Genomic DNA, 16,805 nt, shown 5'->3' on the forward strand with positions numbered 1-16,805 from the left:
GCCTTGGAGCGTGCAAAGCACCCCTGAAGACACCCGCCAGCCGCCCGCCTGCCACCGCCCGCCCTGCCGGTCGCTGTGCCGGCTGCTGTGGCCGGTCGGCCTGCTGGTGGTTCTGGCGGCCGCCGTCTTCCTGCTGGGTCTCCACCGCTACCTGACCTTCGCCTCGCTGCAGGCCCATCGCGGCCAGCTCCAGGCCTTCGCCGAGGCCCATGCCCTGCTGGCGGGGCTGGCCGGCTTTGCCATCTATGCCGGCGTGGTGGCCCTGTCGATCCCGGGCGCGGTCGTGCTGACGGTGACGCTGGGCTTCCTCTTCGGGACCGTGGTCGGCGGCGCCATCGCGGCCGCGGGTGCGCTGGTCGGCGCCACCGCCGTCTTCCTGCTGGCCCGCAGCACGGTCGGGGCGGCCCTGTCCGAACGCGCCGGCCCGTGGGTGCAGCGCATGGAAGCCGGGCTGTGCCGCGATGCCTTCTCCTACCTGCTGGCGCTGCGGCTGGCGCCCATCTTCCCCTTCTGCGTCGTCAACCTGGTGCCGGCGCTGCTGGGCGTGCCGACCCGCACCTACGTCCTGGCGACGGCGATCGGCATCCTGCCGGGCACGTTCGTCTTCGCCGCCGTCGGCGCCGGCCTCGGCAGCGTGCTGGATAGCGAGGAGGGCCTGACGGCCGCCCTGATGCTGAAGCGCGAGGTGGTCCTGGCGCTAGGCGGGCTGGCCTTGCTGACCCTGCTGTCGGTCGCCTATCGCCGCTACCGCCGCCGCTGCTAGGATGGGGCATCCATGATGCCCGACACCGAATCCTCCCCGGCCGCAGCCGCAGCCGACCAGCCCTTCCTGCGCGAGCTGTGGTACCTGGTGCTGCCGGGCTCGAAGCTGCCGGCCCGCCGGCTGGTGGCCAAGACGGTGCTGGGCGAACCCCTGGTGCTGGGCCGCGGCCCGGACGGGCAACCTTTCGCGCTGCGCGACATCTGCCCCCATCGCGGCATCCCGCTGTCCTGCGGCCGCTTCGACGGGCGGGAGATCGAGTGCGCCTATCACGGCTGGCGCTTCGACGCCGAGGGGCGCTGCACCGCCATCCCGTCGCTGGTCGAGGACCAGGCGTTCGACCTCGGCCGGGTCAAGGTCGCCCGCTATCCCTGCCGCGAGGTGCAGGGCAATGTCTGGGTGTTCTTCGGCCGCGACCCCGACCAGGCGCCGCCGATCCCGGAAGTGGCCGATGTCGGCGCGGGCGACCTGAAGATCGCCGAATCGATGCTGTTCCACGGCCCGCTCGACCATGCGGTGGTGGGGCTGATGGACCCCGCGCACGGGCCCTTCGTCCACCGGGCCTGGTGGTGGCGGTCGAAGGCCTCGATCCATGCCAAGGCCAAGCAGTTCGCGCCCTCGCCGCTCGGCTTCACCATGGTGCGCCACCGCGCCTCGTCGAACTCGCGGGCCTACCGCCTGCTGGGCGGCGTGCCCGAGACGGAAATCGTCTTCCGCCTGCCGTCCATCCGCATCGAGCATGTGCGGGCCGGCCGCCATGTCCTGTGCGGGCTGACGGCGGTGACGCCGCTCGGCCCCCGCGAGACCGAGCTGCACCACATCATCTACTGGACGATGCCGTGGCTGACCCTGCTGCGGCCGGTGCTGCGCCCCTTCGTGCGCACCTTCCTGGGGCAGGACCGCGACATCATGGCCAAGCAGCAGGTCGGCCTCGCGCACGACCCGACGCTGCTGCTGATCGACGACGCCGACCGGCCGGCCAAATGGTACTACCGGCTGAAGAACGAGTATGCCCGCGCGACCGCCGCCGGCCGCCCGTTCGAGAACCCGGTCAAGCCCCGGCTGCTGCGCTGGCGAAGCTGAGTTCCCGCCCAGTTATCAATTAGGAATGGCCCGCGCTCAATAGGACTGCCCAGCCTTCATGTAGCGGCGGCGGTCGCCGGTGGTCAGCTTGAGCGCGCGCGGGCCGGAGGATTCGAGCAGTTCCAGCCCGACCTCGACCCCGGCATCGCCGCGCGCCCATAGGCGGCGATAGAACTCGGGAATGTTGCGGATCGGCTGGCCGGCGACGCCGACGATGATGTCGCCCAGCTTCAGCCCGCCGCGCTCGGCCGGGCTTTCGGGCTGCACGCGGGTGACGACGACGCCGACCGGGGCCTCCTGCACGTTGATGCCGAGCCAGGGCCGGCTCGGCGTAGACATGCGGCCGAGCGCCAGCAGGTCGCCCAGGATCGGCCGCAGCAGGTCGATCGGGATCATCATGTTGCCGGGCACCGGCACGCCCGGCGCCACCTGGCCCACCAGCAGCGAGCCGATCGCCACCAGCCGCCCGTCGCTGGTGAAGAGCCCGGCGCCGGCCCAGCGCGGATGGGGCGGGGACACGAACACCGCCTCGTCCAGCATGTATTCCCAATAGCCCGCGAACTCGCGCCGCTGCACCATCAGGGCGGCCTGGCGGCCATCGTCGCCGGCGGCCACGATGGCGACGCGCTCGCCCTCGGTGAGGCGCCCGGCGCGGCCCATCGGCGCCGGCTTCACGGTCAGCGCCTCGGTCGCGCGCAGCAGGCCGAGGCCGGTATCGGCGTCGTAGCCCACGATCTCCGCCCGCATGGTGCGGCCGCGATGGTCGGTGATCTCCACCCCCATCGCCTCCAGGATGACGTAGCCGATGGTGACGATCAGGCCGTCGGCGTCGATGACGACGCCGCTGCCCTCGCGCACCGTGCCCAGCGTGCGCGCGGTGCGGGCCTCGCCCGAGACGAAGGCGCGAACCTTGACGACCGCCTGGCGCGCGGCCTCCACCGCGTCGGCGGCAGCCGGCGGAGCCGGTGCTTGGGCCGGCGCCTGGGCTTGCAGGACGGGTGCGCCCGCCAGCGCGGTCAGCAGCGCCAGCAGGATCAGAAACGGCAGCCTGGAACGTGCAACCATCGGAAGCTACCCCCAGCCGGATCAGAGCGCGGCAGGCAGCATCGCCCCCCGCGTCCCCTGGACGCAAGCATGCGCCGTGCCGGGCTCGCCTGTCGACGGCCGCTCGACTTCAGGCAGGCTGGTCCGGCTTGCGTTCCCCGGGCGAATCGATGAGGGAGCGGGTGCGCTCGCGCACCTCGGCCGCCGCATCGTCATAGAGGAACGGCAGGAAGGCATAGCGCCGGCCGCGGGTGACCGGCAGCGCCTCGTGCAGCATCGAGCAGGAAAACACGACGGCCCCGCCGGTCGGCGCGCGATAGGTGCGGTGGCCGAATTCCGGGAAGCGCAGGTCGCCGCCGTCATACTCCTCGGCGTTGAGGTTCATGGTGACGGCGAACTTGCGATGGCGGGTGGCCGGCGTCGTGTTGTCGCGATGGGGGGCGAAGAAGCCCTGCCGCTCGGCCTCGTAGCAGGCGACGATGTAGCGCTCGATGCGGGTGGCGCGGAACTGGGTCGCGCGCTGGATCATCGGCACCAGCCGGCGGGTGATGCGCCCGGCCAGCATCCGGCACAGGTCCTGGTCCTCGATCGAATAGTCCGACCGACGCTTGCGCGAATGGTCGTGCACGCCGACGGACCGGCCGCCGCGCGCGGTCATGAAGCCCGAATCCTCCCCGCCATGGGCATCGTAGGCGGCGATCAGGCGGCGGCAGAGGTCGAGCTCCAGGATGCGCGGCACGATCAGCACGGGCGCGGTCCCGGACGCCCACTGCTCTCCCTCGATCGGCGGCAGCGCGCGCAGCACCTTCTCAAGCGCCGCGTTGTGCGCCTCGGGGTACTCCATGCGGATGCGGGCGACCACGCGCAGGGCGGGATCGAGGACGAGCGTGTGCAGGGTTGCGGCCGAGCCGTCGACGCCCAGATGGCGGGACAGCTTCTGGTCGAAATCCTGGAACCAGCGCATCGCCGGCGCCCGGTCCATCGCCAGCCCCGCCGCCACGTCGGCCGGGTCGGTAACGACGCCGAGGAAGATGGCATTGACCGTGTCGAAATGCGACTGCGCGGCACCGAACATGAAGTTGCGGAAGGTGCGGCCGCGGTCCGAGTCGAGGGCCCCCGGGAAGGACAGGACGACATATCGCCCAGCCACCGTGTCGACCATGTAGGACGGGTTGGTCGCGGTCGTGGCCGCAAACCACGGCAGCGGTTCACCCGGACCGAGCATCGTGCCCAGCGGAAGCGCCGCGGCGAGGCGGCCTGCATCTTCGCTCATCCCCATGGCTTACACCCGGGGCCGGCACGGTCGCAACGGGCTGCCCTGCCCGATCCCTCGCCGCCAGTGTAGGGTTCCCGGCCCACCAATGCCGGAGCCCCCCGCATGAAAGCCCCCTTCGACCAGCAGGTGATTTTCGTCTACACGCGCGACCTCGACGGCACCGCCGGCTGGTACGCGGATGTCCTGGGCCTGCCGCTCGTCCTCGACCAGGGGGCGTGCCGGATCTTCAGGGTCACCGAGCACTCCTTCATCGGCGTATGCAGCCGGCCCAACCGGGCAGTCGAGCCGCGCGGGGTCGTGCTGACGCTGGTTTCGTCCGATGTCGACGGCTGGCATCGCCGCCTGGCCGACCGCGGCGTCGAGATTGAGGCACCGCCCAGCCTCAGCGCCGAGTTCCAGGTCTATTCCTTCTTCATCCGCGACCCGAACGGCTACGTGCTGGAAATCCAGGAGTTCCGGTCGCCCGCATGGCCGCGCCAGATGGTGTGACGGCCGTCACTGCGGCGAGGCCAGATTCAGGGCACCTTACGCCTGCGGCCCTCTCTGGCTTTCTTGTGCCCGCGCCGGGCAAGTCCGAGAACAGGCAAGTCGCGAGGGGGTCGCACCTCACCACATCCCGAGGCTATTCGACGCGCACCGTGGCGGTCGCGCCGCGACCGTCCGCGTCGAGCACGGTCAGCCGCGCGAAGCCGCGGCCGTCCGGCAGCCATTCGGCCGGGCGCCGCGGGCCGATGTCGCGGGCCGCCAGCGGGCGGCCGTCGACCAGCCAGCGCAAGGGGGGGCGCCCGCCTTCCACCACCAGCGGCACGCCGTTGCCGACCCGCCAGGGCAGCACCGCGCCATCGGGCGGGAACGAGATCACCGGCGGCGCGGGGCCGGCCGGTCCTACCCGGCCCGATCCGATGCTGCGGATGCCCGCCACCGCCGACGCCGGGTTGTCGGCGGTGGCGCTGGCCACCGCGCGAGGCGGCGCCATCGGCGGCGGCGGCAACAGGTCGAATATCTTCATCAGCACCGGGGCCGCGGTCGCCAGCCCCCAGCGGCCGGGCAGCGGGGTGCCGTCGGGCCGGCCGGTCCACACACCGACCGTGTAGCCGGCATCCCAGCCGAAGGCCCAGGCATCGCGATAGCCGTAGGATGTGCCGGTCTTGATCGCCACCAGCCGGCCCTGGCCGATCGCCGCCGGCGCCACGCCGGGCGGCGGCGGCGCCTCCTCCAGGATGCGGGTCACGGACCAGGCGGCCTGGGCGCCGACGAAAGGCACCGGCGGCAACCGCTCGCCCGGGCGGACATAGGGCGGCACGTAGCTGCCGTCCCCGGCCAGCGCGGCATAGAGCCCGGCCAGTTCGGTCAGCGTTACGCCGACCCCACCCAGCGCCAGGGGCAGCGACGGCACCGCGTGGGGGTCGCGCGTGCGCAGCCGCACGCCCAGCCCGGCCAGCCGGCCGGCGAAGCGTTCCGCCCCCAGCCGGTCGAGCACGGCCACGGCCGGCACGTTCAGCGAAAGCTGGAGCGCCTCGCGCGCGCTCACCCGGCCGCGGAAGCCATGGTCGAAGTTGCTGGGCGCATAGCCGCCGAAATTGGTCGGCCGGTCGTCGATCAGCGTCTCCGGCGTCAGCTTCAGCTCGTCGAACGCCAGGGCATAGATGAAGGGCTTCAGGGTGGAGCCGGGCGAGCGCACGCGCCGGGTCATGTCGACCGCGCCGTCGCGGGCGGGCGCGAAGAGGTCGGGCGAGCCGACATGGGCGACCACCGCGCGGGTGCGGTTGTCGACGACGATGGCCGCCATCGACTGGCTGGCATCGAACCGGGCCGCCTCGCGCACCGCCAGCGCCTCGACCTCCCGCTGCAATCGGAGGTCGATCGTGGTGTCGATGACGCGCGGTGCCGCCGCCTCGCCGGCCAGTGCCACCGCCAGGTGCGGGGCGGCAAACGGCATGGCGAAGCGGCGGTCGGGCACCGGCTCCTCCAGCGCCTCGGCAGCGGCCGCCGCATCGAGCACGCCGCGCTCCACCATGCGCGCCAGCACCTTGTCGCGGGCGGCGCGCGCGGCCTCCGGGAAGCGGTCGGGGCGGAGCCGCGTCGGCGATTGCGGCAGGGCCACCAGCAATGCCGCCTCGGCCGGGCGAAGCGCCGTCGGCTCCTTGCCGAGATAGATGCGGGCGGCCGCCCGCACCCCTTCGACATTGCCGCCATAGGGCGCCAGCGTCAGGTAGAGACCAAGGATGCCGTCCTTGTCGAGCCGACGCTCCAGTTGCAGCGCGCGCAGGGCCTCGGCCGCCTTGGCCCGCAGCGTGCGCGGCCGCGGCTCCAGCAGGCGGGCCGCCTGCATCGTCAGGGTGGAGGCGCCGGACACCACCTCGCCCGCCGCCACCCACTGCCAGGCGGCACGGACCACCGCCAGCGGGTCGACGCCGGGATGGCCGCGGAAGCGCTGGTCCTCATAGGCCAGCAGCATCTCGAGGAAGAGCGGATCGACGTCGGTCGGCATCGCCGGCAGCCGCCAGCTACCATCCGGCGTGGTGAAGGCGCGCAGCATCTCGCCGTCGCGCGCCAGCACCATGCGGGATACCTGGCGCTCGCGGTCGAGCGGCGGCGGCAGCAACCGGTCGGCCGCCACCAGCCCCGCCAGGCCTGCGGCCAGCGCCACCGCGGCGCCGGCCAGCCGGCGCCACCGCCGGCCCATTCCCCGCCTCCGCCCCGCGCGCGGCTAGCGGCGGGCGATCACCGCCGTGCCGGCCGCCGTCCGCGCCAGCCGTTCCGGCCGGTACATGTCCTCGATATAGCTGCCGGGGACGACGTAGCGGCCGGGTGTCACCGCCCGCATCAGGTAGGCCTGGGTGAAGGCGGCATCGCCCTTGGTCAGCTTCAAGCCGGCGACGAAGCGATCGTCGCGCAGCTCGGTGTGGCTGGCCTCGGTCAGTTCGGGCAACCAGGCGAAGTCCTTGGCCCCGCGCCCGCCGGCCAGGCGCGCATTCTCCAGCTCGAAGCCGGCCGGGATCAGGTCGACCAGCAGGGCGTCGGCCCCTTCCGCCTCGGTCTCGGCCCATTCGCCGGTGACGACGACGACGATCAGGTCGTTCTGCCGCACCTTCGCCAGGTCGGCCGGCTTGCCGTCGGCCAGGTGGAACTTGCGCTCCAGGACGAAGCCGTGATTCTCGGCCGGGCGTGGGTCGCGCGGCACGCCGCTGACCGAGATCGAGCGCCACACCGGGTCCTCGCCGCGGTTGGCGACCGTCATGCGGTCGGCCGCCGCCTCGATCCGCGGCCGCAGGCTCAGCGTCCGGTTGCTGACGCGCGCCGGCCCGTCATCGACGGCCACCGTCATCGGCCCGCCCGAGCGGGCCAGCGCATGGGCCGCCAACAGCAGCCACGACTTCTCCTGCGTCGAGGTGTAGCGCCGGCGCGAGAAGCGCTGGGCGATGTCCTCGGCAAAGGCCGCCGCCCGCTGGATCGGCACGCCCGCTTCTGCGGCAAGCGCCAGGACGCCGGCCCGGTCGCGCAGCTCGCTGCCATAGTTCTGGTTGCTGACGAGCGCCACCGGCGAGGGGGCCGCGGTAGCGGCCGCAAAGGCAGCCGCCGCCCGCGGCCCGTCGCCATAGAGGGCGAGTGCGGCCCCGACCTGGGCCATGGCAAGTGCTGTCGGCAGCCGCTGGAGCTGGACGTCGTGGAAGTAGCGCACGCCGCCCAGGTCGCCGGCCCGCGCGCGGGCCAGGGCATAATAGGCATAGGCGTGGGTCGCCAGGTCGGCCGGCCCGGACGGCGACCGGCGGACGACAGCCGCCAGGTAGTCGACCGCGTTCTTCAGCGCCGGGTCCGGCACCAGGTGGCCCTGGTCGCGGGCGCGGGCGAAGAAGTCGACGACATAGGCGGTCAGCCACGGATCGGCCTCGCTGAAGGCGCCCCACAGGCCGAAGGCGCCGTCCGACTGCTGCATGTCGGCCAGCCGGCGCAGCGCGGTGTCGATCCGTTCCTTGGCATCGACCCGCTTGCCGGGCAGCTGCCACTCGCGGGCGACGTCGGCCAGGTAGAGCAGCGGCATGGCGACGCTGGTCGTCTGCTCGACGCAGCCATAGGGGTAGCGGTCGAGTTCGCGGATCAGGCCGGCCACGTCCCAGCTCGGCCGCGGGCTGAGGTTGAGGAAGACCTCGGCCGTGCCGGGCAGCAGGTCGGCCACCAAGTCGACGCCCAGCGCCAGGCTCTGGCCAGGCTCGATCCGGCCGACGATGCGCCGGGCCTCGTAGGGTTGCGACGGCCGCACCGACAGGTCCCAGGCGCGCTCGACCGCGAAGCCCTGCGGCCCCGACAGCGCCATCAGCACCCGCCCGTCGCCGATACGGGTGCCGGATAGCGGATAGCTCTGCTCGAACCGCTTGCCGGGAGCCAGCGCCACCTTGATCTCGGCCGGCGCCTCGATGCCGACCGCCCCCTCGCCCGCCAGGCGCAGGACGTACTCGCCCGCCTCGCCATCGACATTGTCGAGCGAGACGGTGACCTGGGCCGCGTCGCCGGGGGCGAGGAATCGCGGGGTCGCGACCAGGCTGGCGACCGGGTCGCGCACCGTCATCGCCCCTTCGCCGGCGCCCACCGCGGTCGCACTCCAGGCGACCGCCATCAGGCGCAGCCGGCCCTGGAAATCGGGCACGTCCAGCGCGACGGTGGCCTTGCCCTCGGCATCGAGGTCGACGATGCCCGAGAAGAGGGCGGTGATGCGGATGTTCTTCTTGGGCAAGCCGCCCAGGTTGCGCTCGGCGCTGTCGTCGCCGCCCGAGCGCAGGCGGCCGACCTCGCCCGTCCGACCGTCGAGCAGGCGGCCATAGAGGTCGCGCATATCGACGCCCAGGCGCCGCCGGCCGAAGAAGTGGCGGTCGGGCGCCGGGGTGGCGAAGTCGGTCAGGCGCAGCACGCCCTCGTCGACGGCGGCCAGGGTCACGTGCGCCTTGGCCTCGCGCGTGCCGCCGACCCGCAATTGCACCGTGGCCGGCCCGCGCGGGCGCACGACTTCGGGCGCCTCGATCTGCACGGTGAGCGCGCTCTCGCTGCGCTCGATCGGCATCCAGGCGACACCGACGGCCCGGCCCGGCCCCATGGCGTCGGCCGCCCCGGCCGGGCGCAGGCCCGTCGCCAGGACATAGACGCCGGCCCCCCAGGATTCGTCGACCGGCAGGTCGATCGTGTTGCCGACGCCCGGCAGGTGCACGGCGCGGACCTGATGGACGCGGTTGGAGACGACCGACACGATCGCCTCGCCCGCGAAGGGCCCCTTCAGGAAGAGCCGCGCCGTGTCGCCCGGCCGGTAGCGCGGCTTGTCGAGCGTCACTTCCAGCCGGTCGGGCACCTCGGGCGATTCGGCGCCGACCCACCAGCCGACGCGGAAGCGCAGGCTGGTCTGGGCGCCCGTCTTCTCGTCCATGACGTCCAGGCGCCAGCGGCCGGCCCCGAGGTTGCGCTCGAAGGTGGCGGGCATGGTCGCGGCGACGGCCAGCGTGCCGGTCTCCTGCCGGCGGTCCTGGATGACGGCGCGATACTTCCAGTCGCCATACTGGTTGTACCACTGCCAGTTCCACTGCTCGCTCACGAGCTCGAACTTCAGGCCGGGGGCGGCGACCGGCCGGCCCTGGCGGTCGACGGCGATGATGTCGAAGGCGGCCGGCTGGCCCTCGGCCACGGCCGTTTCGCCGGCGCGCGCGCGGATGCCGATGTCGAAGGTCCGCGCGGCGATCGGCAGGGTCAGCCGGCGGGTGACCGGGCGGCCACCCGGCTCGAACATCGAGCCACGGATGACGAGGTCGAGGGGCCGGGTCGTCTCGGGCAGGGTCTCCAGCTTCACCTCGAAGCGGGTCTTGCCCTGGGCGTCGGCGGCGGCGGCCTCGATCTCGATCCGCTGCGGCTCGACCTCGCCCTCGACGGGGCCGAAGCGGAAGCCCTTGTGCATCGGATAGGGGTCGGCCGCGGCCGTCACGACCACCTCGGCCTCCGCGCCGGCACCCACGGCGGGCGCCCCGTAGAAGAAGTTGCCGGTCATGGTCACCGGCAGGGGCACGCCCGGCTTGGCCTGGTCGCCGGCCGCCTCGATCGCGACCTCGATGGTGGGCGGGGCGATGTCCTCGACCGAGAACTCCATCTGGCCGACCGCCTTGCCCTTGGGGTCGACGAAGACCTGTACCGACCACTTGCCGGTGCGCGCGCGATCGGCGATCGGCACGGCCAAGTAGTAGCCGCCGGTGGCGGTCGACTGCAGCGTCGTCTTCACCACCTCGACGCCGTCCGGCCGCGCCACCCGGAAGGTGAGCGGCAGCCCGGTCTCGGCAATGCCGCGATCGTTGCGCAGAAGCGCCATCAGGTGCGCGGTCTCGCCCGGGCGATAGACGCCGCGGTCGCCATAGAGAAAGGCATCGAGCGGGCCCGGCACCGGCCGGCCCGACACGCCGCGGTCCGACAGGTCGAAAGCCGGGCGGACGAGGCTGAGGAAATTGAAGTCCCCGTCCCTGCCATAGAGCATGACCACGGCCGGGCTGTCGCCACCACGACCGCGCAATGCGGGGGCGGGGAAGCGCGCGATGCCCTGGTCGTCGGTCGCCACGCGGCCCAGCTCGGAATTGTTGCGCGCGAAGAGGCGCGTCTCAACGCCCGCCGCCGGCAGGGCCGAGCCCAGATGGCGGGCCACCACCGTCAGCCCGTCCTCGCCCGTCAGGCTGGTGATGCCGATGTCGGAGACGAGCACCCACTGGGCGGCCTTCTCGACATAGTCGCCGCGCTGCGCCTCGACCGGGTCGGCCACCATCAGGTAGAGGCCGGGCTTGCGCTCGCGCACGATCTCGCCGATCGGCACCAGGGCGTTGCGCGGCCGGTTGCGCTCGGCCGCCGGCAGGTCCATCTCGCCCGACCAGACGCGGCTGCCGGTCTGCTCGGCGATCTCGTCAACCTCCGACTGGCTCAGCGAATTGGAGAAGCCGTCGCGCGCCACCTGCTCGACCAGCGCGCGGTCGTTGATGCGCAGGAGCTGGAGGCGGACGCGGGCCGAGTTGACCGCCGTCAGCGGCACGCCGCGGCTGCCTTCCTGGGGCAGGACATAGGCCGGCCCGCGGAAGGCGACCGACGGCTCGCGGTCGCGCACGATCGCGCGCACCTGCTGGCTCTCCTCCAGCCGGTCGCCGGTCTCGGCCGGCAGGCCCTGGCGGACGGTCAGCACATAGACCTGCCCATGGGCGACGCCGTCGACGCACAGATTGTTGCCGCGGCCGGACACGTCGCCGCGGATCGCGGGCTCGGTCCGCACATAGTCATTGAAGGCGAAGCCCTTGGCCTTGGTCAGCTCGTAGTTGAAGCGCACGCAGATCCGCGGCTGCTCGCTCTCGGCCGCGACGTTCACGCCGACGACACGGAAGGCGACGATCCGCTTCAACTCGTCGCGCCGCTTTACCGCCGCCTCGACGGGGGCCAGCGCAATGGCGGCGTCGAAGACGGCCAGCGCGTCGCGCTGGCGCGTGGCCCGGTCGAACTGGCGGGCGACGATATAGAGTGCGTTGGCGCGGTCGACCGGGGTGCGCGCCTTGCCCAGCGCGACATGGGCGGCGGCCGAGGCGCGGTCGTTGCGCGTCTGCTCCAGCGCGCGCGCCAGTTCGACCCAGGTGCGATGGTCGTCGAGGCCGCGGACGATTGCGGTCTCGTACTCGGCCACCGCCTGGGCCCAGCGCTTGGCCTTGGCATGCTCGTCGCCGCGCTGGCGGGCGGCCAGGGCGGCAGCATTGTCGGGCTTGCCGGCGCCGGTGCGGGCCTGCAGCACCTTCACGTAGCGGTCGGCCGCCTGCACCAGATCTGGCGACTCGACGACGGGCGGCAGGGCCGCGACCGGGGCCGGTGCTGGCGCCGAAACCGCCTGTGCTGCGGCCGGAGTGGCGAAGCCCAGCGAAACGGACAGCGTCAGTAGCGCGAGGATGGCGAAAAGGCGCTTCGTACCGACCATTGCGCGAACTCCCATCATCCGGCCGTGAGAACTACAGGCTATGCGTCGGATTATAACCGGGGAACGTTCACGCGCCGTGGCGTTTTCATGGCGTTCGCCGCCGGCTTGTCCCCGCTATCCCCGTTGTCCACAGGGCGATGAACCGCCGGGAAGCCACACGCGACTACATTTCGCGGTCAATCGGCCGCCGCGACCTTACCCCTGGTCCCCTCGCGTGCTAACTCAATTCCCAAGCTCCATCCGCCCCCCGAATGCGAGACCGGTCATGATCCATCGAACCTGCCACGATGCGGGGACCCGCTTCCCCCCGAAATCGCCGAGCCAAGCCCTGCGCATGCTGGGGGCGCTGGCCCTGGCCGCCGTCCTCGCCGGCCCCGTATTCACCCATGCGGCGTCGGCGGCCCAGCCGACCGTGCCGCCGCCTTCCGTGCGCGAGCGGCCGGCGATGCCGAGCTGGCTGGCGGATTTCGTGGGCGAGCAGTCTACCGCCCTGTCGGCCTGGCCCGGCCGCCAGGTGGGCCAGCTGCGGGAATTCTACGCCGCGGCCGACTTCGAGCCGCGCTGGACGGGCGAGGGCGGGCTGACCGATCGCGGCCGCGCATTGATGGCGACCCTGGCCCAATCCGAAGAGCATGGGCTGTCGCCCGACGCGCTGGGCGTCCCGGCCCTCCAGGCGATGGTGGAGCGGGCCGATCCCGCCGCCCGGCCGCAGCTCGAGCTGGCCCTGACCGGCGCGCTGATGCGCTATGCCGGCTGGCTGCTGGGCGTCGAGCGCGAGGACGGCGCGCCGCGCCATCCCGTGTTTGTGCTGGCCCAGGACCAGCTCGACCCGCGCGAGCTGGCGCGCCTGATCGACACGGGCGACATGCGCCAGCTCGTGGCGACGCTGTCGCCCGCCCACAGCCAGTACCAGCGCCTGCTGGCCGCGCGCCGCGTCTACAAGGAGCGGGTCGCCCAGCAGGCCGCCAGCCCGAAGATCCCGGCCGGTGCCACGATCCGCGCCGGCTACAACGACCCGCGGGTGCCCGCGATCCGCGCCCGCATGGCCGCCATGGGCCACGACGTCGCCACCACCGGCGATGCCAACCACTACGACCCGAAGCTGCGCCAGGCCGTGATGCAGTTCCAGGCCGCCAACCGGCTGCAGCCCGACGGCAGCGTCGGCCGCGCCGTCCTGGCTGCCATGAATGCCGGGCCGGCCGACCGGCTGGTGCAGATCGACGCGACGCTGGAGCGGTGGCGTCGGATGCCGCGCGACCTCGGCGCCCGCCATGTCCTGGTGAACGTCCCCGCCTACACCATGTCGGTGATGGAAGGGGACCGCGCGTCGATGCAGATGAAGGTCGTGGTCGGCACCCGCGCCCGCCAGACCCCGACCTTCTCGTCGCGCCTGGCGACGGTCGAGATCAACCCGACCTGGTCGGTGCCCGCGCGCCTGGCGGCCGAGGACATCCTGCCGGCGATCCGTCGCAACCCGAACTACCTGGAGGAGCACAATATCCGCGTGCTCGCCGTGGTCGACGGGCGCGTGCGCCAGATCAATTCGGCCGAGATCGACTGGGAGCAGCATGGCGGCCGCAACATGCCGTTCCGCTTCCGCCAGGACCCGGGTGCGGGCAACTCGCTCGGCAAGGTCAAGATGATGCTGCCGAACGACGAGGCCATCTATCTGCACGACACGCCCAAGCGCAGCCTGTTCCAGCGCACGGCACGGGCCTACAGCTCTGGCTGCATCCGGCTGGAGAAGCCCGACCTGTTCGCCAACCTGCTGCTGACCGAGGGGGCCGGCTGGTCGCAGGACCAGATCGACGGCGCCTTCGCCCAGCGCGGCACGCGCGCCGTGCCGCTGCGCGACAGCATGAACGTGCACATCGCCTACCTGACCGCGTGGGTGGAGGATGACGGGAAGCTCACTTTCCACGACGATATCTACAGCCAGGACGACCGCGTGGTGCAGATGATCCAGGCCCGCCGCGCCCTGCCGGCGCCGCCCTCGCCGGAGCGGATGCGGACGGCCTCGGCCCGCGACTGACCGGAAGGTTCTGCCAAGGGGGCCGCGCCGGGCAGCCGGCGCGGCCCCTTCTCGTTTCCGCTTCTACGCTGCCTTGGGCCGCTGGCGGGCGCGCCAGCCGTCGCGCAGCTTGTGGCCCCAATAGATGGTCTGGGCGGCGGGCCGGGCGAACGGGCCGCCGGTGAAGGCCAGGCCGAAGGGCTGGAACAGCCGGTACTCGTCGCCGCCGTCGGCGATCGCCCGGGCGACGACCGCGGCCCCGGCCGTCGTCGCCGACATGCCGTGCCCGCCGAACCCCATGCAGTACCAGACGCCGGGCGACAGGCTGCCGATCAGCGGCATCTTGTGCTTGGGGTAGCCCATGGTGCCACCCCAGGCGACCTCCACCTTCACGTCGGCCAGTTGCGGATAGACCGCCAGCATGTCGCGATGCAGGGCCGCCGCGATCCGTTCGGCCGGGGGGTGGAAGGTGCTGACCCGGCCGCCCCAGAGGATGCGGGTGTCGGCCAGCGGCCGGTAATAGTCGTTGCAGAAGCGCGTGTCCGAGACGCCGTGCGGCACGCCGATGACGGACGCCAGGCGGTCGCCCAGCGGCTCCGTCAGCATGACGTAGGTCGCGACCGGCACGGTCGCCATCGACAGGCGCGTGTGCAGCATGCCGACATAGCCGCCGCAGGCGAACACCACCTCGCGCGCCCGCACCCGGCCGGCCGCCGTCCGTACCTCCTTCACCGCGCCGTCCAGGCTGTGGCCGGTGGCGGGCGAGGCCTCGTGGATCACGGCCCCGGCGGCAGCGGCGGCGGCGGCGATGCCGCGGGCATAGTTCAGCGAGTGGAGATGGACCGAGCCCTTCAGCAGGACGGCGTCGCTGTAGCGGTCCGTCGCCAACGCCGCGCGCAGCCGTTCGGCCGACCAGTGCTCCAGCGTGGTGACGCCGAAGCGCTCGGCCATGAAGTCGATGTCGCGCTCCAGCCCCGGCCCCTCCTCGGCCAGACCCGCCTTCAGGATGCCGGGCACGACCGGGCCGCATTCGATCCCGAAACGGGCAATGCGCCGGTGGATCGTCTGCACCGCCTCCAGCGTCAGGCCGTAGAGCCGGCGGGCATCGGCCGGCCCGACGCGCTCGATCAGGCGCTTGGCGCCCAGCGAATAGCCGGCGCCGACGAAGCCGCCGTTGCGGCCAGACGCGCCCCAGCCGACGCGCTGGGCTTCCAGCAGCACGACGCGGCGGCCGCGCTCGGCCAGTTCCAGCGCCAGGTTGAGGCCGGCCAGGCCGCCGCCGACGATGCAGGTGTCGGCCTCGGCATCGCCGATAAGCGCAGGCCAGCGCCGGTCGTCGGCGCGGGTCCGGGCATAGAAGCTGTCGACATATTGGGGCTCGGTCATGCCCCATTCCTGCCAAGCCGGTCGGCGGCACGCAAGCCCGCTCGATCTCGGGAAGGGTGATGACACCTGCTCCACAACCAGGGTAGCTTGTGGATTAAGTCGGCATGAAGCCGGCGCCAATTGCTATCGGGAGTGGAATAGGCCAATGACGACCAAGCAGCAGACGGGCACCCCCGTCGGCGCGGGACGCCGCCGCGTCCTCAAAGGCATGGCGCTTGCCGGCGTGGCAGCCGGCGCCAGCCTGGCAGCCCCCAGTGTCTCGCGCGCCCAGACGGTGAGCTGGAAGTTCCAGAGCACCTGGCCGACGAAGGACATCTTCCACGAGTTCGCGGTCGACTTCGCGCGCCGCGTCAACGAGATGGCGGGCGGCCGGCTCAAGCTGGACGTGCTGGCGGCGGGCGCCGTCGTGCCGGCCTTCCAGATGCAGGACGCGGTCAATGCCGGCATCCTCGATGGCGGGCATGGCGTCTGCGCCTACTGGTACGGCAAGCACAAGGCGTTCTCGCTGTTCGGCACGCCGCCGGCACTCGGCTGGAACGCCACCAACTTCCTCGGCTGGTTCCACTATGGCGGCGGCGAGAAGCTCTACAACGAGCTGGTCAACGATATCCTGAAGCTGAACATCGTGGGCTTCCTGTCGGCGCCGATGCCGACCCAGCCGCTCGGCTGGTTCAAGAAGGAAATCAAGAGCGCCGACGACCTGAAGAACCTCAAGTACCGCACGGTCGGGCTGTCGGCCGACCTGTTCAAGGAGATGGGGGCGGCCGTCACCATCCTGGCCGGCGGCGAGATCGTGCCCGCCATGGACCGCGGCCTGCTCGACGCGGCCGAGTTCAACAACCCGTCGTCCGACTTCCTGCTCGGCTTCGCCGACGTGTCGAAGTTCTACATGGTGCAGAGCTACCACCAGTCGGCGGAGAGCTTCGAGATCATCTTCAACAAGCGCAAGTACGACGCGCTGCCGGCCGAGCTGCGGGCGATCATCAAGTACGCCTCGGAAGCGGCCTCCTCGGACATGATCTGGAAGGCGCTCGATCGCTACTCCAAGGACCTGGAGGAGCTGAAGAAGAAGGGCGTCAACGTCGTCAAGACGCCGGACTCGGTCCTCGATGCCCAGCTCAAGGCGTGGGACAAGGTGATCGAGGCCCAGTCCAAGGAGGCCTTCTTCGCCAAGGTGATCGCCTCGCAGAAGGAGTGGGCGAAGCGGACGCTGGCCTATGAGCGGGCCAACAACGTGTCGGGCGACATGGCCTACAAGCACTTCTTCGGCTGATCCGAC

10 protein-coding genes are annotated in these 16,805 nt (G+C 72.0%); 5 read left to right on the top strand and 5 right to left on the bottom strand.

Annotation, left to right across the window (positions count from 1 at the left end; translation table 11 throughout):
• The first annotated feature begins 10 nt into the window (after nt 1–10).
• Both STVA_RS21585 and STVA_RS21590 read left to right on the top strand, forming a co-directional pair.
• Nucleotides 11–763: a TVP38/TMEM64 family protein gene (locus STVA_RS21585; protein WP_170216569.1), complete on the top strand. Its 753-nt coding sequence runs from the start codon at nt 11–13 to the stop codon at nt 761–763.
• A 12-nt stretch (nt 764–775) separates the two neighbouring features.
• Nucleotides 776–1,843: an aromatic ring-hydroxylating oxygenase subunit alpha gene (locus STVA_RS21590; protein WP_245978400.1), complete on the top strand. Its 1,068-nt coding sequence runs from the start codon at nt 776–778 to the stop codon at nt 1,841–1,843.
• 36 nt (nt 1,844–1,879) lie between these two features.
• Here the strand turns inward: STVA_RS21590 and STVA_RS21595 are convergent, their stop codons facing one another.
• Together STVA_RS21595 and STVA_RS21600 are read right to left on the bottom strand one after the other, a co-directional pair.
• A complete protein-coding gene (locus STVA_RS21595; RefSeq protein WP_123691977.1) occupies nt 1,880–2,908 on the bottom strand; it encodes a S1C family serine protease in 1,029 nt (342 codons plus the stop codon).
• A 109-nt stretch (nt 2,909–3,017) separates the two neighbouring features.
• Entirely contained in the window at nt 3,018–4,160 is a 1,143-nt protein-coding gene (locus STVA_RS21600) for a 2OG-Fe(II) oxygenase family protein (protein ID WP_197735702.1), read from the bottom strand.
• 105 nt (nt 4,161–4,265) lie between these two features.
• Between STVA_RS21600 and STVA_RS21605 the strand changes: the two genes are divergently transcribed.
• The gene (locus STVA_RS21605) at nt 4,266–4,652 is read left to right on the top strand and encodes a VOC family protein (RefSeq protein ID WP_123691979.1); all 387 of its coding nucleotides are present in this window, start codon (nt 4,266–4,268) and stop codon (nt 4,650–4,652) included.
• A gap of 133 nt (nt 4,653–4,785) precedes the next feature.
• Here STVA_RS21605 and pbpC read toward each other — a convergent pair whose 3' ends face one another.
• Together pbpC and STVA_RS21615 are read right to left on the bottom strand one after the other, a co-directional pair.
• Entirely contained in the window at nt 4,786–6,849 is a 2,064-nt protein-coding gene (gene pbpC / locus STVA_RS21610; protein ID WP_123691981.1) for a penicillin-binding protein 1C, read from the bottom strand.
• 24 nt (nt 6,850–6,873) lie between these two features.
• Nucleotides 6,874–12,129, bottom strand: a complete 5,256-nt coding sequence (locus tag STVA_RS21615) for an alpha-2-macroglobulin family protein (RefSeq protein WP_170216570.1) — start codon at nt 12,127–12,129, stop codon at nt 6,874–6,876.
• Nucleotides 12,130–12,394: 265 nt separating this feature from the next.
• On the opposite strand from STVA_RS21615, the gene STVA_RS21620 reads away from it, so the two are divergent.
• Nucleotides 12,395–14,161, top strand: coding sequence for a L,D-transpeptidase family protein (locus STVA_RS21620; RefSeq protein WP_170216571.1), 1,767 nt, complete (start codon nt 12,395–12,397; stop codon nt 14,159–14,161).
• A gap of 63 nt (nt 14,162–14,224) precedes the next feature.
• On the opposite strand, the gene STVA_RS21625 is transcribed toward STVA_RS21620, so the two are convergent.
• Nucleotides 14,225–15,526: an NAD(P)/FAD-dependent oxidoreductase gene (locus tag STVA_RS21625; RefSeq protein ID WP_123691986.1), complete on the bottom strand. Its 1,302-nt coding sequence runs from the start codon at nt 15,524–15,526 to the stop codon at nt 14,225–14,227.
• Between the two features lie 145 nt (nt 15,527–15,671).
• Between STVA_RS21625 and STVA_RS21630 the strand changes: the two genes are divergently transcribed.
• On the top strand, nt 15,672–16,799 hold the full coding sequence (locus tag STVA_RS21630; RefSeq protein ID WP_123691988.1) for a TRAP transporter substrate-binding protein: 1,128 nt from the start codon (nt 15,672–15,674) through the stop codon (nt 16,797–16,799).
• Nucleotides 16,800–16,805: the final 6 nt, after the last annotated feature.

Origin of the sequence: Stella humosa (genome assembly GCF_006738645.1) — a bacterium.
Classification (GTDB): Bacteria; Pseudomonadota; Alphaproteobacteria; order ATCC43930; family Allostellaceae; genus Allostella; species Allostella humosa.

Coding starts and splice junctions, on each gene's coding strand:
- STVA_RS21590 (WP_245978400.1), top strand. CDS start 776: ATGATGCCCGACACCGAATCCTCCCCGGCCGCAGCCGCAGCCGACCAG.
- STVA_RS21595 (WP_123691977.1), bottom strand. CDS start 2,908: ATGGTTGCACGTTCCAGGCTGCCGTTTCTGATCCTGCTGGCGCTGCTG.
- STVA_RS21600 (WP_197735702.1), bottom strand. CDS start 4,160: ATGAGCGAAGATGCAGGCCGCCTCGCCGCGGCGCTTCCGCTGGGCACG.
- STVA_RS21605 (WP_123691979.1), top strand. CDS start 4,266: ATGAAAGCCCCCTTCGACCAGCAGGTGATTTTCGTCTACACGCGCGAC.
- pbpC (WP_123691981.1), bottom strand. CDS start 6,849: ATGGGCCGGCGGTGGCGCCGGCTGGCCGGCGCCGCGGTGGCGCTGGCC.
- STVA_RS21615 (WP_170216570.1), bottom strand. CDS start 12,129: ATGGTCGGTACGAAGCGCCTTTTCGCCATCCTCGCGCTACTGACGCTG.
- STVA_RS21620 (WP_170216571.1), top strand. CDS start 12,395: ATGATCCATCGAACCTGCCACGATGCGGGGACCCGCTTCCCCCCGAAA.
- STVA_RS21625 (WP_123691986.1), bottom strand. CDS start 15,526: ATGACCGAGCCCCAATATGTCGACAGCTTCTATGCCCGGACCCGCGCC.
- STVA_RS21630 (WP_123691988.1), top strand. CDS start 15,672: ATGACGACCAAGCAGCAGACGGGCACCCCCGTCGGCGCGGGACGCCGC.